Origin of the sequence: Streptomyces sp. NPDC126503, assembly GCF_040302405.1 — a bacterium.
Taxonomy (GTDB): domain Bacteria; phylum Actinomycetota; class Actinomycetes; order Streptomycetales; family Streptomycetaceae; genus Streptomyces; species Streptomyces gulbargensis.
The window spans coordinates 1-18491 of record NZ_JBEORS010000024.1; the positions used below are offsets into that span (position 1 = coordinate 1).

The following is an 18491-nucleotide window of genomic DNA, read 5'->3' on the forward strand; positions in this document are numbered from 1 at the left end:
CAGGGGGGACCCTGTGGGAGAGTAGGACGCCGCCGAACAATTATTGTGGGAAAGCCCCGCACCTTCTGGTGCGGGGCTTTCCTGCGTTCCGGACCAGAACCGTTTCCCTTCCGGGACGGAAACGGGCAGGCTGCTCAGAGGCGGCCGGCCGCTTTCAGGGCCAGATAGGCGTCGGCCAGAGCCGGAGCCAGTGTGTCCGGGGCGGCGTCGACCACCGTCACGCCATGGCGGCGCAACTGGTCGGCCGTCCGAGCGCGCTGAGCCTGATTCTGCGCGGCCGCAGCCGCCTCGTACACGCCGTCCACGGTGCCCCGGGCCTTCGCCATGGCGGCCGCCCGGGGATCCGCCACCGAGGCCACCAGAACCGTGTGGCGCCGGGTGAGCTGGGGCAGCACCGGCAACAGGCCCTCCTCGATCGGCGCCGCGTCCAAGCTTGTCAGGAGCACGATAAGTGAACGCCGGGGAGCGCGGGACAGGGCCGTCGAGGCCAGGCCCCGGGCATCCGTCTCCACGAGTTCCGGCTCCAGCGGGGCCAGCGCGGCGACCACCGCGGGAAGGACATCGGCCGCTGAGCGGCCCTGGACCTGGGCGCGGAGACGGCGGTCGTAGGCCAGAACGTCCACACGGTCGCCCGCTCGGGACGCGAGGGCCGTCAGCAGGAGGGTGGCGTCCATGGCCGCGTCCAGGCGCGGCACGTCCCCGACGCGGCCGGCCGAGGTGCGGCCGGTGTCCAGGACGATCAGAAGATGCCGGTCGCGCTCCGGACGCCAGGTCCGTACGGCCACCTCGGACTGGCGGGCGGTGGCGCGCCAGTCGATCGAGCGCGTGTCGTCCCCGGGGACGTACGCCCGAAGGCTGTCGAACTCCGTGCCCTCCCCGCGCGACAGGACGCTGGTGCGGCCGTCGAGCTCGCGGAGCCGGGCCAGCCGGGACGGCAGGTGCTTGCGGCTGGTGAACGGCGGCAGGACCCGTACCGTCCACGGCACCTCGTGGCTGCCCTGCCGGGCCGCGAGGCCCAGAGGGCCGTACGAGCGCACCGTCACCCGTTCCGCGCGGCGGTCGCCGCGACGCGTCGGGCGCAGGGTCGAGGTGAGCCGGCGCCGCTCGCCCGGCGGGACCGTCAGCTTCTGACGGGTCGGTGACAGGGCGGCGCTGGGCGGCCAGGCGTCCCTGAGCTGGGCGCGGAGACGGCGGCCGGAGGGGTTCGTGACCGTGAGCCGCACCTCGGCCGCGTCACCGAGTCGAACAGACGTATCACCACTTCGGGTGAACCGGAGCGTTCTTACTGGCGCGGCCAGGGCGTAGTCGCACAGAATTGCGAGCGAGAGGGGCGCGTTGACCGCGAGCATCCCCGTCCAGCTGGGGGCGAGGATGCCAACGGGGAGCGATCCGAGGGCCGCGAGGAGCGCGGCTCGTCCGGTGAGGGCCATGAGGCGCCGTTCTCAGCGGGGGACGGGGACGTGGGCGAGGATCGAGTGGATCACGGAGTCGGCCGAGACTCCTTCCATTTCGGCCTCGGGCCGCAGGTGGACGCGATGACGGAGGGTGGGGAGGGCCAGGGCCTTCACATCGTCGGGGGTGACGTAGTCCCGGCCGGTGAGCCAGGCCCAGGCGCGGGCGGCCGAGAGCAGGGCGGTGGCGCCTCGGGGAGAGACCCCGAGCGTGAGGGAGGGGGATTCACGCGTGGCACGGCAGATATCGACGACATAGCCGGCGATCTCGGGGGAGACCGTGACCTCGGCGACCGCGGCTCGGGCGGCCTCCAGGTCGGCGGGGCCCGCGACCGGACGGACACCGGCGGCCTTCAGGTCGCGGGGGTCGAAGCCCTCCGCGTGCCGGGTGAGGACATGGATCTCGTCCTCACGTGAGGGCAGAGGCACCGTCAGCTTCAACAGGAAGCGGTCGAGTTGGGCCTCGGGGAGGGGATAGGTGCCCTCGTACTCGACGGGATTCTGCGTCGCGGCCACCATGAACGGGTCCGGCAGGGCGCGCGGGGTGCCGTCGACGGTGACCTGACGCTCCTCCATCGCCTCGAGCAGCGAGGCCTGGGTCTTCGGGGGCGTGCGGTTGATCTCGTCGGCGAGCAGCAGGTGGGTGAAGACCGGGCCGGGCTGGAAGGAGAACTCGGCGGTGCGGGCGTCGTAGACGAGGGAGCCCGTGACGTCGCTCGGCATGAGGTCCGGGGTGAACTGGACTCGCTTGGTGTCCAGTTGGAGCGTGGCGGCGAGCGCGCGGACCAGGAGGGTCTTGGCGACACCGGGGACGCCCTCCAGGAGGACGTGACCCCGGCAGAGCAGGGCGACGACGAGACCGGTGACGGCGGGGTCCTGACCGACCACCGCCTTCGCGATCTCGGTACGCAGGGCCTCCAGGGAGGCACGGGCGCGGTCCGAGGGCGGCGCGGTCTCGGGAGTCGGGGCGCTCATGAGGTACGTACCTCTCTTTCGAGGGCGTCGAGTTGGTCCGCGAGGCGGACGAGGGTGGCGTCGTCGGCGGGAGCCGGGCCGAAGAGAAGGTCTTCAGGGTCCCCGCCGGCTCCGGAGAGCCGGGCGGTGAGAGCGGGCAGCAGCAGGTCGGGGGAGTGGGCGTCCCGGACAGGGACACCCAGCAGGGGAGCGATCCGGGTACGGGTCGCGGAGCGCAGAACGGAGGCGGCGCGGTCACGGGCGTTCGCCTTCCGGTAGAGGCGGGCTCGCCCCTCGGTGGCCTCGGAGGCGTGGACGGTGACCGGCAGCCGTTCCGTCACCAGCGGGCCGAGGCGGCGGCCGCGCCAGACGGCGGCGAGGACCGCGGCGACGGCGAGCTGGAAGGCGCCCCACAGCCAGCCGGAGGGGATGAGGGCGAGGAAGTCGCCCGCGGTGTCGCCGTCGGACGGTTCGCCGGCGGGCGGCAGGTCGGACAGGGAGGGGAGGTACCAGACGAGATGGGGACGGGAACCGAGGAGCTGCAGGGCGAGCGAGGCGTTGCCCTGCTCATCGAGACGGTCGTTATGGAGGATGTCGGGGGCGCCGAGGAGGACCGTGTCGCTGTCACCGGTGGCCGGGAGACGGACGAGGGTCGGCAGACCGTCGGCGTGGTAGCAGGCGTCCGCCCGGATGCCTGCCGCCGTCAGGTACCGCTCGCCGCCGAGGTCGGCGCTGCCCGCGCGGCGGGCGGCGGGCAGGGAGCAGGCGGGGGCGAGGTCGGTGACGCGTGTGCTCTCGGCGGCGGTGACGCCGGGGGCGAGCGTGGCGAGCGACGGTGCGCCCGCCCCGATCAGGACGGTGCGGCCGGCGGATGCGCGCATGACCGTGCGAAGCGCGGACAGCCGGTTGTCGGAGAGCAGGTCCGGGGCGGTGACCAGGAGGGTGGAGTCGCGGCCGGTGGCGGCCGTGGCCTCGTCCAGGGTGGTGGCCACGGTGACGGTGACGCCCCGGTCCTTGAGGAGTTCGGCGACGGCCCGGCTGCCGTGGGGATCGGCGGAGCGGGGGTCGAGGGCGCCACGGGGTTCGGACGACTGGAGGAGGGCCAGGATCAGGCCGCCGGTCAGCACCAGGGCGAGCACCAGGACGGCGCCCCGGGCGCGGGCCCAGAGCTGGGCGGGGGAGAGCGCCGTCGACGTGGGGCTGAGCGTCCCGCTCATGCGACGGGCTCCGGGGAGGCGGGCTCCAGGACGGGCCGGGCCCGCTCCAGTGCGGTGTCCAGCTCGGTGAGCCGGAGGTACGCGGCCTCGTCCGCGGCGCGGCCGCCGTACGTGACGTCGTCGAAGGCGCGGGCCGCGAGGCGCAGGGCGTCCGCGTGGGACGGAAGGGAACGGCCGGCTTCGGCGGCGGCCTCGTCGGCGGTGCGGCCCGGGCGGGGCTCGATCAGGGTGCGTTCCTCCAGGGAGCGGACGACGGCCCGCATGCGTTCCTGGACGGCCTGGTTCCAGTGGCCGGCGGAGGCGTGCCGGGCGGCGCTCGCCCGGTGCTCGGCGGCGGTGCGGGGGCCGTCCTCGAACAAGGTGTCCCCGCTCGACGTCGGTGTCCGGCGGGGAGTGCCCAGGCGCCACCACAGGGCGCCGACGAGGGCCAGGACGACCAGGGCCACGACGACGAGGCCCAGCACGCCGCCGGGCGCGGCCCCGGAGGCCTTGTCGAGGAGGTCGCCGAGCCATTCCCAGAAGCGGTCGAGCCCGCGCTGGAGGAGGCTCGGGTCGTTCTGGTGGTACGCCGGGTCGGACAGCTCCCGCTCCGCCGCCTCGCGGGCGGGGACGCGGGAGAGGTCCACCGGCACGTCAGCCTCGGACGGGGCCCTGGTGAGCAGCCCCGTCGTTCCCCCCGCGGCCGTCACGGCATCAGCCTCCGACGGCTTCGTCGCCCGGAGCGGCGCCGTAGCCGGGGAGACCGGCCGCCCGGCCCAGTTCGAGATCGAGGGCCTCGCGCCGGATGCGCTGGTCGACGTAGAGCAGGACCGTCACACCGGCCGAGATCGGATAGGTGACCGCGCTCGTGAGGACCGCGCCGATGCCCGTGACGATCAGGAAGGGCCAGCCGGGCGCCGTGGCGGTGCCGGAGACCACGCCCGAGATACCTTCGCCGTCCATCGCCATGCCGGCCACGGTGAACGGGACCAGGACGATCATGGTGACGACGAAGATCAGCAGCTGGGTCAGAAGGGTGATGCCGAAGATCCGCCACCACGCTCCCCGCACCAGCTTGGCCGAGCGCTTCAGGGCGGCGAACACACCTTGGCGCTCCAGCATCAGGGCGGGCGAGGAGAGGCTGAACCCGATCATCAGCCAGAGCGTCACGACCGCGGCGGCGAGGCCGCCCAGCGTGACCAGGGCGGTGCCGGGATCGCCCCCGATCAGCAGACCGGGAAGTACACCGACGGTCATGATCGCCAGGCTGATCGCGGGCAGCAGCAGCGACAGGCCGATCAGCTGGAGGAGCCGCGGGCGGGCCTCCTGCCAGGCGGAGCCGATGGACACCGGCCGGCCGAGGACGGCACGGCTGACGACGACCGTCAGCAGGGCCGCGCTGACGAGCGAGGCCATCAGCGCGACGAGGAGACCCGGGGCTGCTCCGATCACGGACGTCCGGGCCGCCTCCAGGGAGTGGTCGAGCACCTCGGCGGGGGTGGCGTCGGGGCTGAGCGCGGGCGGGGCGGGGACGAGATACCGCTGCGCGAGGATGTTGGCGAGCTCCGAGATCACGGCGACCGTGACGGTGACGGCGAGGACCGGGCGCCAGTAGGTGCGCAGGGTCTTCACGGCGCCGTCGAGGATCTCACCCACGCCCAGCGGGCGCAGCGGGATCACCCCGGGCTTCGCGGCCGGGGGCCTGTCCCCGTACCCGTGCGGCGGCGGAGCGCCCCAGCCATCGCCCTGGGGCGGGACCCGCCCCGGCGGCGGGCCCGCGGGCGTCGACCACCGCTGGGCGGGCGGCTGGTCCTTGGACCACTGAGGGGCGGCGCCGTTCGCGTCGGAGGAGGCGCCGGGGGCCCCGGAGCCGTCCTGGCCGTCGGAAGGTGCAGATCCGGGCGAGCTCCAGCCCGGAGTGTCGTTCACGGTCGTCCACCTCGGAGGAATGGTCGCGGTGCCGGATCGGCGAACCGGCTCGGTCACGGGGCCGACCGCCCGGCGGGCGGCGGGCCGGGTGCCATCGTGCCACGCGGGCCCCGCCCTCGGGCCGGGGCCGGTGACTCTCTCCCCTCCCTCCATGGTGCTGCGGTGACGGCGGACCGGGGCCATGTCCGGCCACTCCGTACCAAAGGTCGCGGAAACGGCGGGGCGCGGCCCGGGCCGGCGGGGCGGCCCGCCCCACTCCTCCCGACGTCCGGCGGGGGCGGCCGGTCGGAGCGTGGGACGGGCCGGGCGGTACGGGGTACGGTTCTGCGCGACCACCGGGGGACACGGGGTGACATCCATGACTGACATCAACACCCGCGAACACAGCCAGTCATCGGCAGCCGACTAGCACGTCACCGCAGGTCAGTGAGGTATCTCACCAGCCGCCTTGGGACTGATACGGAAATGGGATGATGTCGATATGAAGGGACGCGTTCTTGTCGTCGACGACGACACCGCACTGGCCGAGATGCTCGGCATCGTGCTGCGGGGTGAAGGGTTCGAGCCGTCGTTCGTCGCTGACGGGGACAAGGCGCTCGCCGCTTTCCGGGAGACCAAGCCGGACCTGGTGCTGCTGGATCTGATGCTGCCCGGACGGGACGGCATCGAGGTCTGCCGGCTGATCAGGGCCGAGTCCGGGGTGCCGATCGTCATGCTCACGGCCAAGAGCGACACGGTCGACGTCGTGGTGGGCCTGGAGTCCGGGGCCGACGACTACATCGTGAAGCCGTTCAAGCCGAAGGAGCTCGTCGCCCGCATCCGCGCGCGGCTGCGCCGCTCCGAGGAGCCGGCTCCCGAGCAGCTCACCATCGGTGACCTGGTCATCGACGTGGCCGGGCACTCCGTGAAACGGGACGGGCAGTCCATCGCCCTGACCCCGCTCGAGTTCGACCTGCTCGTCGCCCTCGCCCGCAAGCCGTGGCAGGTCTTCACCCGTGAGGTCCTCCTGGAGCAGGTCTGGGGCTACCGGCACGCCGCCGACACCCGACTGGTGAACGTGCACGTCCAGCGACTGCGTTCGAAGGTCGAGAAGGACCCCGAGCGCCCGGAGATCGTCGTGACCGTCCGCGGTGTCGGTTACAAGGCGGGACCGAGCTGACATGAGTACGGGCAGTGCTGCTCCGAAGCCCGGGGACCCGGGAGTCCGTACGGGGCGGGCTGCCGGACCGGGGCGGGGGGGCCCGCGTTTCGGCCGTCCGTCCACCGGCGGGCGACTCTTCCACGACGGCGCCCCCGGCGGGCGGCTGTTCCGGCTCGCCGCCCGATGGGTGCGCCGCCCGCTGCTCCCCGCCGTACGGCTGTGGCGGCGGAACATCCAGCTGAGGGTCGTCGCCGGCACGCTGTTCATGTCGCTCGGCGTCGTGCTGCTGCTCGGCGTCGTCGTCTTCGTCCAGGTGCGCAACGGTCTTCTCGACGCCAAGGAGAGGGCCGCGCAGAGCCAGGCCGCCGGCGGGTTCTCCGCCGCACAGGACCGTGCCGCCACGACCCCCACCGGGCCGGGACAGCAGGACGGCGTACGGGCCGGTGCCTCCGTGAACTGGCGCTCCACCCTCGTCGAGCAGCTCGCCAGCGGCGGCCAGAGCGCGTTCAACGTCGTCGCGCTCTCCCTCGACACCGGCGACACCGCCAGCCGCGGCGCCCGTGCCTCCGGCGAGGTCGACCCGACCCGCAGCATCCCCGCCGACCTGCGGCACTCCGTCGCGCAGAGCAGCGACACCTTCCAGAAGTTCAGCCGGATCCACTACACCAACGGCCGCGACTCCGAGCCGGGCCTGGTGATCGGCAAGCGCCTCACCGACGCCGAGGGCGACCAGTACGAGCTGTACTACCTCTTCCCGCTCACCCAGGAGGAGGACTCCCTCGCCCTGGTGAAGGGCACCCTGGCCACGGCCGGGCTGTTCGTCGTCGTCCTCCTCGGCGCCATCGCCTGGATGATGGTGCGGCAGGTCGTCACCCCCGTCCGCATGGCCGCCGGGGTCGCCGAGCGGCTCTCCGCGGGCCGGCTCCAGGAACGGATGAAGGTCACCGGCGAGGACGACATCGCGCGCCTCGGCGAGGCCTTCAACAAGATGGCCCAGAACCTCCAGCACAAGATCCAGCAGCTGGAGGACCTCTCGCGGATGCAGCGGCGGTTCGTCTCCGACGTCTCGCACGAACTGCGCACCCCGCTGACCACCGTACGGATGGCCGCCGACGTCATCCACGAGGCCCGCATCGACTTCGACCCCGTCACCGCCCGCTCCGCCGAACTCCTCGGCGACCAGCTCGACCGCTTTGAATCGCTGCTCTCCGACCTCCTGGAGATCAGCCGCTTCGACGCGGGCGCGGCGGCCCTCGAGGCCGAGCCGATAGACCTGCGCCAGGTCGTGCGCCGGGTCATCGGCGGCGCCGAACCGCTCGCCGAACGCAAGGGCACCCGGATCGTCGTCGTCGGCGACGAGCAGCCCGTGGTCGCCGAGGCGGACGCCCGCCGCGTCGAACGGGTGCTGCGCAACCTCGTCGTCAATGCCGTCGAGCACGGCGAGGGCCGTGACGTGGTGGTGAAGCTGGCCGCCGCCGGCGGGGCGGTCGCCATCGCGGTCCGCGACTACGGCGTCGGCCTCAAACCCGGCGAGGCCGCCCGGGTCTTCAACCGCTTCTGGCGCGCCGACCCGGCCCGCGCCCGCACCACCGGCGGCACCGGCCTCGGCCTGTCGATCGCCGTCGAGGACGCCCGCCTGCACGGTGGCTGGCTCCAGGCCTGGGGCGAGCCCGGCGGTGGCTCGCAGTTCCGGCTCACGCTGCCGCGCACGGCCGACGAGCCGCTGCGCGGATCGCCCATCCCGCTGGAACCCGACGATTCCCGGCGCAACCGGGAGCAGGCCGCCGCAGGCCGGGCGCAGGAGAGCGCCCGCGTCGCGGCCGTCCCGGCCCAGTCCGCCCGGGAGCGGTCACCGCTTCCCGTACCGCCCAGGCTCCCCGAGCCGCCGCGGGCCACCGTCGACCCGGCGGCCCTGCCCGGCAGCGGGGCGCGCGTGGTGGCGCGGGCGGTGCCCCGGAGCGACGGCGGGGGCGGAGCGGACGCCGGCACGCACACGTACACCGAGGAAGACATGGAGCGGGAGGACGGGACACGTGGGGGCTGACGTCCGGGAGCGGCACCCGGGGCGGGGACGGAGCACACGCGCGCTGGCCCTCGCCATCTGCGGCGGGATCCTCGCGACGGGCTGCGCGACCATGCCCGACAGTGGTGAGGTCCAGCAGGTGAAGGCGTCCAACCCGGGGGACTCGCAGGTCCGGGTGTACGCCGTGGCGCCCCGGGAGAACGCGGACCCGGAGGAGATCGTCGACGGCTTCCTGGAGGCCATGACCAGTGACGACCCCGGTTTCGCCACGGCCCGCAAGTACCTGACGAAGCATGCGGCGCAGGCGTGGAAGCCGGAGGAGAGCATCACGGTGCTCGCCACCGCGCCCGACCGCGAGCAGGCCGACCGCAAGGCCGACCCGGGGGACGAGGGCCGCGCCTACCCGATCTCGGGCCGGAAGATCGCCACCGTGGACGCCCGCCACGCCTACCAGCCGATCAGCCCGGCCGACTACCTGCGGTCCATCCGTGTGGTGCAGCAGCCCTCCGCCAACGGCAAGGACAAGGAGTGGCGCATCGACAGCCTGCCGCCCGGCCTTGTGCTGGGCGAGGCGGACTTCCTGCGGAACTACCGGTCGGTCAACACGTACTACTTCGCCTCGGGCAAGGACTGGGTCGTCGCCGACCCGGTCTACATCCGGCAGCGGCAGGACCCGGTCACCCGCATGGACCCGGTCACGCAGACCATCAAGGCCCTCCTCGAAGGGCCGACGAACTGGCTGAAGCAGGCCGTCGACTCCCGCTTCCCCTCCGGTACGCAGCTCAGGAGCGGCGTCACCACCCTGACGCCGGACGACCAGTCCACCCTCAAGGTGCCGCTGAACGCCAAGGCGGACCAGGTGGGGCCCGACATCTGCCGCCGGATGGCCGCGCAGGTGCTGTTCACCCTGCGCGACCTGACGTCGGTACGTGTCGAGCAGGTCGAGCTCCTCGGCACCCGGGACCGCTCCCTGTGCCGGCTGGGCAAGGGGCAGGCCGAGGAGGAGTTCGCCGCCGTGCGGGGCACCCCGCGGCCGGAGAACCCGTACTTCGTCCACGAGGGCAAGCTGATGACCGTCTCGGTCAGCGGCAAGGAGCCGGAGGCGCCGAGCGAGGTGCCCGGCCCGTTCGGCAAGGGCACCACGCCGCTGGGGTCGGTCGCCGTGGACCGGGGGGAGACCCGGGCCGCGGGCGTCCGGGCGAACGGCGCCGAGCTGCTCGTCTCCTCGATCACCAGCGACATGGGACCGCCCCGCTCGGTCCTCACGAGCAAGGGACACGGCCCGCGGGAACGGCTGTCCGCGCCCAGCTGGGACGGAAGCGGTGACCTCTGGGTCGCCGACCGGGACCCGGCCGCCCCGCGCCTGTGGATGGTGCCGAACGGCTCCGGCGAACCGGTCGAGGTCCGCACGCCCTGGCTGAGCGACGGCGCCCGCGTCGAGTCGCTGCGGGTCTCGGCCGACGGGGTGCGCGTCGCCCTGCTCGTCAGCCGTGAGGGACGTACCACCCTGCAGATCGGCCGGATCGAGCGGCAGACGGCGGGCGCCGAACCGGCCGTGTCCGTGGTCGACCTCCAGCCCGCCGCACCCCGCATGGAGACGGTCACGGCCGTCTCCTGGGCGGGCCCGAGCCGGCTCGTCGTGGTCGGCAAGGAGGCGGGCGGTGTCCAGCAGGTCCGCTACCTGCAGACCGACGGATCGACCTCCGCCAGCTCGGTGCTGCCGGGGCTCAACGGCGTGACCACGGTGGCCGCGCCCCACACCGACCAGGCGCCGGTGGTCGCCGACTCCGGCGACGACGGCATCGTCCGGCTCGCCTCCGGGATGAACTGGCAGCCGGTGGTGAAGGCGGGCGTCTCGCCCGTCTACCCCGGCTGACGGATCCCGCACCACCGCCGCTCGCCCCCGGTCCTCCGGCGGCGGGCGGCGGTTTTCCACAGAGGTGGCGGCCCGGGGACCGGGAGCGCAGAGTGGAGCCATGCGGGGGTGGTGGCGCGAGATCTCCGGTCTGGTCCTGCCGGCCGCCTGCGAGGGCTGCGGCAGGCCGCGCACCGTGCTGTGCCCGGACTGCGGGGCCGCGCTCCTCGGGTGGGACGCCGGCACCGGAGGACCTACGGGAGCGGTCGCGGTCGCCGGCCCGTGCCGGGTGCGGCCCTCGCCGGAACCGCCCGGGCTGCCGGAGGTGCATGCCGCGGCGCCCTACGCCGGTCCGGTACGGGCGCTGCTGCTGGCTCACAAGGAGCGTGGGGCGCTCGGGCTCGCCGCGCCGCTGGGCGCCGCCCTGGCCGCCGCCGTGGAGGCCGCAGCAGGCCCCCTGGAGGACGTACGGCCGGCCCCGCTTCTCCTGGTGCCCGTGCCGTCGTCGCGGCGGTCGGTGCGGGCGCGTGGTCACGATCCGACACTGCGGATCGCGCGGGCGGCCGCGGCCCGGTTGCGGTGTACGGGCCGCCCCGCCCGGGTCGTCCCGGTGCTGCGGCAGCGGCGGCGGGTCGCCGACCAGGCGGGGCTCGGGGCACGCGGACGCCGGGCGAACCTGTCGGGGGCCCTGGAGGTCGTACCGGGCGGCGGGCGGCTGCTCGCGGCCGGCCTGGTGGTCCTCGTGGACGACCTCATGACGACCGGCGCGTCGCTCGCGGAGGCGGCGCGGGCCCTCGGTGAGATCCATTCGCCGTTCATCCCCTCCTCACCGGAAGGTTTACCGGCGGTTTCCGGGCAGGGCGGAATCGAACAGCGGGTGGGGGCCGTGATCGCATCCTCTCCCGCTTCGTTCGAAATAAACCGGAACTCCGTGGGAACTCGAATCGTTGCAGGTGGTGAGCGGTGAAAGCACTCGAACGGAGGTAAGTCGCGGCAGCGGGTGCCGACACCCGTCCGAAGGAGCTATGTTCGGTTGTGAGGAATGACCGCAGTCACTCCTCGCCGAATACACGGTTGCGCCTCTAGGACAGGAGTTCAGGGCGAATTAACCTCGCGTCGATGGGGTGGGGATCGCATCGACGGGGGAGGAGGAGGTGAAAGTTCGCCGAGTCCGATCTCCGGTAATCCACCGGAGTCTGGTGCAAAGGGAGACGCCCGACGGTCAAGGAGCCGATTCGGGCGATCCGGGAACGGAGTTCTGCGTGGACATCGTCGTCAAGGGCCGCAAGACCGAGGTGCCCGAGCGGTTCCGCAAGCACGTGGCCGAGAAGCTGAAGCTGGAGAAGATCCAGAAGCTCGACGGCAAGGTGATCAGCCTCGACGTCGAGGTGTCCAAGGAGCACAACCCGCGGCAGGCCGACCGGTCCGACCGCGTGGAGATCACCCTCCACTCCCGAGGCCCGGTGATCCGGGCGGAAGCCGCCGCGGCCGACCCGTACGCGGCGCTCGACCTCGCCAGCGACAAGCTGGAGGCCCGGCTGCGCAAGCAGCACGACAAGCGGTACACGCGCCGCGGCAGCGGCCGGCTCTCGGCCGCCGAGGTCGGTGATGTCGTGCACGGTGTCGCCCAGATCGACGAGAACGGACAACTGGTCGGCTCCGAGGCCGAACAGGACGTGCCCACCACGATGGTGGGCCCGATCGAGGTCCAGGGCGAAGGCCCGCTGGTCGTCCGCGAGAAGACCCACAAGGCCGCCCCGATGACGCTCGACCAGGCGCTCTACGAGATGGAGCTGGTCGGGCACGACTTCTACCTCTTCGTCGACTCCGACACCAAGCAGCCGAGTGTCGTCTACCGGCGTCACGCGTACGACTACGGCGTCATCCACCTGGAGAGCGACCCGCTCGCCGAGAGCGGCGGCGCCGGTGGCGCGCTCGGCGGCTGACGGGCCGCCGCACGTCCCCGCCTGACATGCCCCTCACGGTGCCCCTGGAGCGCGCTCACCGCGCTCTCAGGGGCACCCCCGTGAGACCCGCGCGGCCGGCTTGTCCGCCGAGGGATCACCGCGGCACCGCCGGGGCATGAAATCATGGCGTGCACGCCAACCGGTGCTTCCCGAGCAGTGGTTGGAGGACCGGAAACGAATTCAGGCCACGGCCTTCAGGGGGAGGAACGATGGCGGACAGCTTCGGACCGGTGCTCAGCGAGCGCGAGCACGGTGGCGCGGTCATCCCGGGGACAGCTCCGGAGGGATCGGATTCGGACAGCGGAGCCTTCCGCAAAGAGCCGATCAGGGTCCTCGTCGTGGACGATCACGCCCTTTTCCGCCGGGGACTCGAGATCGTCCTCGCCCATGAGGAGGACATCCAGGTCGTCGGAGAGGCCGGAGACGGCGCCGAAGCCGTCGACAAGGCGGCCGATCTGCTCCCGGACATCGTCCTGATGGACGTGCGGATGCCCCGGCGCGGTGGCATCGAGGCCTGCACCTCGATCAAGGAGGTGGCCCCCAGCGCGAAGATCATCATGCTGACGATCAGCGACGAGGAGGCCGACCTCTACGACGCCATCAAGGCGGGCGCGACCGGCTACCTCCTCAAGGAGATCTCCACCGACGAGGTGGCGACCGCCATCCGCGCCGTCGCGGACGGCCAGTCGCAGATCAGCCCCTCGATGGCGTCCAAGCTGCTCACCGAGTTCAAGTCGATGATCCAGCGCACGGACGAGCGCAGGCTCGTGCCCGCGCCCCGGTTGACCGACCGCGAGCTGGAGGTCCTCAAGCTCGTCGCGACCGGGATGAACAACCGGGACATCGCCAAGGAACTCTTCATCTCCGAGAACACCGTCAAGAACCACGTGCGGAACATCCTGGAGAAGCTCCAGCTGCACTCCCGCATGGAGGCCGTGGTCTACGCGATGCGGGAGAAGATCCTGGAGATCCGCTAGGGCCTCCCTTCCGGCAGATCCGGAAGAAAGGCCTCAGGGCGTGGCCGGGCAGCCCGGGCGGGCAGGGCCGCCGCGGACCGGAGGATGTCAGTCGAGCGCGGCGACAAGGGCCGGAGCCAGCTCCGGAGTGTCCACGCGCTCCACCTTCACCGCGTCGCAGCCCACCCACTCGGCCGCCTCGCGCAGCGCCGTGGCCACGGCCGGCACGGCCTTCGGGCCCTCCAGGGACACCTGCCGGGCCACCAGCGTCCGGCCCTCGCGCGCCGGGTCCACCCGGCCGACCAGCCGGCCACCGGCCAGGACCGGCATCGCGAAGTAGCCGTACACCCGTTTCGGCTTCGGCACGTACGCCTCCAGGCGGTGCGTGAACCCGAAGATCCGCTCCGTGCGGGCCCGCTCCCAGATCAGAGAGTCGAACGGTGACAGCAGCGTCGTGCGGTGCCGGCCACGGGGCTCCGAGGCCAGCGCCGCCGGATCTGCCCAGGCGGGCTTCCCCCAGCCGGCCACCGTGACCGGCACCAGGCCCGAGGCCTCGATCACCGCGTCGAACTGCTCGCCCTTGATGCGGTGGTAGTCGGCGATGTCCGCGCGCGTGCCCACCCCGAGCGCCTCGCCCGCCTGCCGCACCAGCCGCCGCACGCACTCGGTGTCGTCCAGGTCGTCGTGCAGCAGCGCGTCGGGGATCGCCCGTTCCGCCAGGTCGTACACCCGCTTCCAGCCGCGCCGCTCGACCACCACCACGTCGCCGTACATCAGCGCCCGCTCGACGGCGATCTTGGTGTCGGACCAGTCCCACCACTCGCCCTTGTTCTTCGCGCCGCCCAGCTCCGTCGCCGTGCGCGGCCCCTCGTCGCGCAGCTGGGCGACGACCTTCTCGTACGTCCCGGGCGCCAGGTCGTGGTGCCACTGGGGCCGGGCGCGGTAGGCGCGGCGGCGGAACGCGAAGTGGGGCCACTCCTCGACGGGCAGGATGCACGCCGCGTGCGACCAGTACTCGAAGGCGTGGGCCTCGGTCCAGTAGGCCTGCTCGACCGTGGCGCGGCCGACCGCGCCGAGGCGCGCGTACGGGACGAGCTCGTGCGAGCGGGCGAGCACGGAGATGGTGTCGAGCTGCACCTGCCCGAGCCGGCGGAGGATCCCGCGCACTCCCGCCCGGCGGTCGGCCGCGCCCAGGAATCCCTGGGCGCGCAGCGCGATCCGGCGGGCCTCGTCGGCGGTCAGTTCGGCGGCGGGCGGCGGCACAGTCGTCATGGACCGCACCCTAGGGCCCGGCACCGACAGGAGGGCCGGGAACCGGTCACCCCGTGTCAGGTCAGGGCCTCACGGTCCTGCGCCGGGAGGTAGGGCAGGGGGCTGGGCAGGCCGAAGTCGGAGGGGAGGAGGGAGGCGATCCAGCAGTCGCGGACCGTCCCGTGGTGGAGGAGCCCGGCACGCTGGACGCCCTCCGGAGTGAACCCGGTCCGTTCGATCACGGCCCGCGAGGCCACGTTGCCGACCTCGGCGCGCCAGACCAGGCGGGTGCAGCCGAGGCCGGTGAAGGCCCAATGGGCCAGGGCGCGGACGGTCTCCGTCATGTAGCCGTTGCCGCGGGCCTCCGCCGCCTGCCAGAAGCCGATCTCGTACACCCCGGGCTCCTGGGCCCGGAGGGAGGCGGCGGCGAGCAGCGGGCCGCCCTCCAGGAGCTCGACCGCGAACCCGTACTCCTTGTCCTCGCGCCAGCCGTCCGGGACGAGCCGGTCGAGGAAGAAGCCGGCGTCCTCGCGCGTGTACGGGTCCGGGACGGTGGTCCAGCGGCGGATGGCCGGGTCCTGGCAGATGGCGTACACGGCGTCGGCGTCCTCGGGAAGCCAGTTCCGCAGGCGCAGCCGGTCCGTGGTGAGCGTGATGGGGTCCATGACGGGATTCTGGTGACCGGGGGCACGGGACGCGAACACTTTTCGGGCGGGGCGGCACCTTCCGCCCGCCTCGGGCGTTCTCATTCCGGGCGCACGTGCGGCTCCGGCACTGCGGGCCTCCCTCCCCGGCGGTGGTCTCGCTTACGATGGCCGTTGCGGTGGGGACCACCTGCCGTGCCCGCGCTCGTGTCCATCACAAGACCCAGTGCCAGGCCCGACCGGCAAGGAGACCAGCCTCAGTGTCCGTCTTCAACAAGCTCATGCGTGCAGGCGAAGGCAAGATCCTGCGCAAACTGCACCGCATCGCGGACCAGGTCAACTCCATCGAAGAGGACTTCGTCAACCTCTCCGACGCCGAGTTGCGGTCGCTGACGGAGGAGTACAAGCAGCGGTACGCCGACGGCGAGAGCCTCGACGACCTGATGCCGGAGGCCTTCGCGACCGTGCGCGAGGCCGCCAAGCGTGTCCTCGGCCAGCGCCACTACGACGTGCAGATCATGGGCGGCGCCGCCCTGCACCTCGGCTACGTCGCCGAGATGAAGACCGGTGAGGGCAAGACCCTCGTCGGCACGCTCCCGGCGTACCTCAACGCGCTCTCGGGCAAGGGCGTGCACCTGATCACCGTCAACGACTACCTGGCCGAGCGCGACTCCGAGCTCATGGGCCGGGTCCACCGCTTCCTGGGGCTGAGCGTCGGCTGCATCCTCGCCAACATGACGCCGGCCCAGCGCCGCGAGCAGTACAACTGCGACATCACGTACGGCACGAACAACGAGTTCGGCTTCGACTACCTGCGCGACAACATGGCCTGGTCGAAGGACGAGCTCGTCCAGCGCGGCCACAACTTCGCCTGTGTCGACGAGGTCGACTCCATCCTCGTCGACGAGGCCCGTACGCCGCTGATCATCTCCGGTCCGGCCGACCAGGCGACCAAGTGGTACGGCGACTTCGCCAAGCTGGTCACCCGCCTGACCCGCGGCGAGCCGGGCAACCCGCTCAAGGGCATCGAGGAGACCGGCGACTACGAGGTCGACGAGAAGAAGCGGACCGTCGGCATCCACGAGTCCGGCGTGGCCAAGGTCGAGGACTGGCTGGGCATCGACAACCTCTACGAGTCGGTCAACACCCCGCTCGTCGGTTACCTGAACAACGCCATCAAGGCGAAGGAACTGTTCAAGAAGGACAAGGACTACGTCGTCATCGACGGCGAGGTCATGATCGTCGACGAGCACACCGGCCGTATCCTCGCCGGCCGCCGCTACAACGAGGGCATGCACCAGGCGATCGAGGCGAAGGAGGGGGTGCCGATCAAGGACGAGAACCAGACGCTCGCCACGATCACCCTCCAGAACTTCTTCCGCCTCTACGACAAGCTGTCCGGCATGACCGGTACGGCCATGACCGAGGCCGCCGAGTTCCACCAGATCTACAAGCTCGGCGTCGTCCCGATCCCGACGAACAAGCCGATGCAGCGCAAGGACCAGTCGGACCTGATCTACCGGACCGAGGTCGCCAAGTTCGCCGCGGTCGTCGACGACATCGCGGAGCGGCACGAGAAGGGCCAGCCGGTCCTCGTCGGCACGACCTCCGTGGAGAAGTCCGAGTACCTCTCGCAGCAGCTGTCGAAGCGGGGCGTCCCGCACGAGGTCCTCAACGCCAAGCACCACGAGCGCGAGGCCAGCATCGTCGCCCAGGCGGGCCGCCGCGGCGCCGTCACCGTCGCCACCAACATGGCCGGCCGCGGTACCGACATCAAGCTCGGCGGCAACCCGGACGACCTCGCCGAGGCCGAGCTGCGCCAGGCCGGTCTGGACCCGGTCGAGCACGTGGAGGAGTGGGCGGCCGCCCTCCCCGCCGCCCTGGAGCGCGCCGAGAAGGCCGTGAAGGCGGAGTTCGAGGAGGTCAAGTCGCTGGGCGGGCTGTACGTGCTCGGCACCGAGCGCCACGAGTCGCGCCGTATCGACAACCAGCTCCGCGGCCGTTCCGGCCGTCAGGGCGACCCGGGCGAGTCCCGCTTCTACCTGTCGCTCGGCGACGACCTGATGCGTCTGTTCAAGGCGCAGATGGTGGAGCGCGTGATGGCCATGGCCAACGTGCCGGACGACGTGCCGATCGAGAACAAGATGGTCACCCGCGCCATCGCCTCGGCCCAGTCGCAGGTCGAGACCCAGAACTTCGAGACGCGTAAGAACGTCCTGAAGTACGACGAGGTCCTCAACCGGCAGCGCGAGGTCATCTACGGCGAGCGCCGCCGCGTCCTGGAGGGTGAGGATCTGCAGGATCAGATCCGCCACTTCATGGACGACACGATCGACGACTACATCCGCCAGGAGACCGCCGAGGGCTTCGCGGAGGAGTGGGACCTCGACCGGCTGTGGAGCGCGTTCAAGCAGCTCTACCCGGTGAAGGTCACCGTGGAGGAGCTGGAGGACGCGGCCGGCGACCGGGCGGGCATCACCGCCGAGTTCATCGCCGAGGCGGTCAAGAACGACATCCACGAGCAGTACGAGGCGCGCGAGAAGCAGCTCGGCTCGGAGATCATGCGCGAGCTGGAGCGGCGCGTGGTCCTGTCCGTCCTGGACCGCAAGTGGCGCGAGCACCTCTACGAGATGGACTACCTCCAGGAGGGCATCGGCCTGCGGGCCATGGCCCAGAAGGACCCGCTGGTCGAGTACCAGCGCGAGGGCTTCGACATGTTCACCGCCATGATGGAGGGCATCAAGGAGGAGTCGGTCGGCTACCTGTTCAACCTGGAGGTCCAGGTCGAGCAGCAGGTCGAGGAGGTGCCGGTGCAGGCCGGCGCGCCGTCGCTGGACAAGCAGGAGGCCGTGCCGTCCGGTGCCGGACGGCCCGAGATCCGCGCCAAGGGGCTCGACGCCCCGCAGCGGCCCGACCGGCTCCACTTCTCCGCGCCCACCGTGGACGGCGAGGGCGGCGTCATCGAGGGCGACTTCGCCACCGACGGCGGGGCGGAGTCCGGTGACGGGATGACCCGCGCCGAGCGGCGCAAGGCGCAGAAGAACGCGGGCGGGCGCCGTCGCAAGAAGTGACGCGCCGCCGAGGCTGATGGGGAAGGGGTCGGGCACCGGAAGGTGGCCGGCCC

At 72.2% G+C, this 18491-nt stretch carries 14 protein-coding genes; 7 read left to right on the forward strand and 7 right to left on the reverse strand.

The features are described from left to right. Nucleotides 1-134: 134 nt before the first annotated feature. From ABTY40_RS25430 to ABTY40_RS25450, 5 genes are read right to left on the reverse strand one after another with little or no spacing between them, the layout of a single operon-like run. Nucleotides 135-1430: a DUF58 domain-containing protein gene (locus ABTY40_RS25430; RefSeq protein ID WP_352061655.1), complete on the reverse strand. Its 1296-nt coding sequence runs from the start codon at nucleotides 1428-1430 to the stop codon at nucleotides 135-137. 12 nt (nucleotides 1431-1442) lie between these two features. Next, entirely contained in the window at nucleotides 1443-2426 is a 984-nt protein-coding gene (locus ABTY40_RS25435) for an AAA family ATPase (RefSeq protein ID WP_352061656.1), read from the reverse strand. Then, nucleotides 2423-3622 (reverse strand): DUF4350 domain-containing protein, encoded by a 1200-nt coding sequence (locus tag ABTY40_RS25440; RefSeq protein WP_352061657.1) that lies wholly within the window; start codon nucleotides 3620-3622, stop codon nucleotides 2423-2425. Before ABTY40_RS25440 ends, ABTY40_RS25435 begins: the two co-directional genes overlap by 4 nt. Beyond that, nucleotides 3619-4311, reverse strand: a complete 693-nt coding sequence (locus ABTY40_RS25445) for a DUF4129 domain-containing protein (RefSeq protein WP_352061658.1) — start codon at nucleotides 4309-4311, stop codon at nucleotides 3619-3621. Before ABTY40_RS25445 ends, ABTY40_RS25440 begins: the two co-directional genes overlap by 4 nt. A 4-nt stretch (nucleotides 4312-4315) precedes the next feature. Continuing rightward, complete coding sequence (locus tag ABTY40_RS25450; protein ID WP_352061659.1) at nucleotides 4316-5530, reverse strand: DUF7544 domain-containing protein; 1215 nt, start codon at nucleotides 5528-5530, stop codon at nucleotides 4316-4318. A gap of 481 nt (nucleotides 5531-6011) precedes the next feature. Between ABTY40_RS25450 and mtrA the strand changes: the two genes are divergently transcribed. The 6 genes from mtrA to ABTY40_RS25480 all read left to right on the forward strand — a co-directional run bounded on the left by mtrA (nucleotide 6012) and on the right by ABTY40_RS25480 (nucleotide 13493). Next, the gene (gene mtrA, locus ABTY40_RS25455; protein ID WP_023550067.1) at nucleotides 6012-6689 is read left to right on the forward strand and encodes a two-component system response regulator MtrA; all 678 of its coding nucleotides are present in this window, start codon (nucleotides 6012-6014) and stop codon (nucleotides 6687-6689) included. Between the two features lies 1 nt (nucleotide 6690). Continuing rightward, a complete protein-coding gene (gene mtrB, locus ABTY40_RS25460; RefSeq protein WP_352061660.1) occupies nucleotides 6691-8715 on the forward strand; it encodes an MtrAB system histidine kinase MtrB in 2025 nt (674 codons plus the stop codon). Then, a complete protein-coding gene (locus ABTY40_RS25465) occupies nucleotides 8705-10570 on the forward strand; it encodes an LpqB family beta-propeller domain-containing protein (RefSeq protein WP_502990674.1) in 1866 nt (621 codons plus the stop codon). The genes mtrB and ABTY40_RS25465 overlap by 11 nt, the downstream gene beginning before the upstream one ends. 100 nt (nucleotides 10571-10670) lie before the next feature. Continuing rightward, nucleotides 10671-11516 carry a ComF family protein gene (locus ABTY40_RS25470; RefSeq protein WP_352061661.1) on the forward strand — a complete coding sequence of 282 codons (846 nt, stop codon included), beginning with the start codon at nucleotides 10671-10673 and terminating at the stop codon, nucleotides 11514-11516. A gap of 295 nt (nucleotides 11517-11811) precedes the next feature. Continuing rightward, the gene (gene hpf / locus ABTY40_RS25475; protein ID WP_345288670.1) at nucleotides 11812-12495 is read left to right on the forward strand and encodes a ribosome hibernation-promoting factor, HPF/YfiA family; all 684 of its coding nucleotides are present in this window, start codon (nucleotides 11812-11814) and stop codon (nucleotides 12493-12495) included. 230 nt (nucleotides 12496-12725) lie between these two features. After that, nucleotides 12726-13493, forward strand: a complete 768-nt coding sequence (locus ABTY40_RS25480; RefSeq protein WP_352061662.1) for a response regulator — start codon at nucleotides 12726-12728, stop codon at nucleotides 13491-13493. 87 nt (nucleotides 13494-13580) lie between these two features. Here the strand turns inward: ABTY40_RS25480 and ABTY40_RS25485 are convergent, their stop codons facing one another. After that, nucleotides 13581-14744, reverse strand: coding sequence for a winged helix-turn-helix domain-containing protein (locus ABTY40_RS25485; RefSeq protein ID WP_352061663.1), 1164 nt, complete (start codon nucleotides 14742-14744; stop codon nucleotides 13581-13583). A 56-nt stretch (nucleotides 14745-14800) separates the two neighbouring features. Continuing rightward, nucleotides 14801-15388, reverse strand: a complete 588-nt coding sequence (locus ABTY40_RS25490) for a GNAT family N-acetyltransferase (RefSeq protein WP_352061664.1) — start codon at nucleotides 15386-15388, stop codon at nucleotides 14801-14803. A 239-nt stretch (nucleotides 15389-15627) separates the two neighbouring features. Here ABTY40_RS25490 and secA point away from each other — a divergent pair, with 239 nt between their 5' ends. Next, the gene (gene secA / locus ABTY40_RS25495) at nucleotides 15628-18438 is read left to right on the forward strand and encodes a preprotein translocase subunit SecA (protein ID WP_352061665.1); all 2811 of its coding nucleotides are present in this window, start codon (nucleotides 15628-15630) and stop codon (nucleotides 18436-18438) included. Nucleotides 18439-18491: the final 53 nt, after the last annotated feature.

Excerpts from the sequence above, each read along its gene's own strand:
- ABTY40_RS25430 (WP_352061655.1), bottom strand. The coding sequence starts at position 1,430 with ATGGCCCTCACCGGACGAGCCGCGCTCCTCGCGGCCCTCGGATCGCTC.
- ABTY40_RS25435 (WP_352061656.1), bottom strand. The coding sequence starts at position 2,426 with ATGAGCGCCCCGACTCCCGAGACCGCGCCGCCCTCGGACCGCGCCCGT.
- ABTY40_RS25440 (WP_352061657.1), bottom strand. The coding sequence starts at position 3,622 with ATGAGCGGGACGCTCAGCCCCACGTCGACGGCGCTCTCCCCCGCCCAG.
- mtrA (WP_023550067.1), top strand. The coding sequence starts at position 6,012 with ATGAAGGGACGCGTTCTTGTCGTCGACGACGACACCGCACTGGCCGAG.
- mtrB (WP_352061660.1), top strand. The coding sequence starts at position 6,691 with ATGAGTACGGGCAGTGCTGCTCCGAAGCCCGGGGACCCGGGAGTCCGT.
- ABTY40_RS25470 (WP_352061661.1), top strand. The coding sequence starts at position 10,671 with ATGCGGGGGTGGTGGCGCGAGATCTCCGGTCTGGTCCTGCCGGCCGCC.
- ABTY40_RS25480 (WP_352061662.1), top strand. The coding sequence starts at position 12,726 with ATGGCGGACAGCTTCGGACCGGTGCTCAGCGAGCGCGAGCACGGTGGC.
- ABTY40_RS25485 (WP_352061663.1), bottom strand. The coding sequence starts at position 14,744 with ATGACGACTGTGCCGCCGCCCGCCGCCGAACTGACCGCCGACGAGGCC.
- ABTY40_RS25490 (WP_352061664.1), bottom strand. The coding sequence starts at position 15,388 with ATGGACCCCATCACGCTCACCACGGACCGGCTGCGCCTGCGGAACTGG.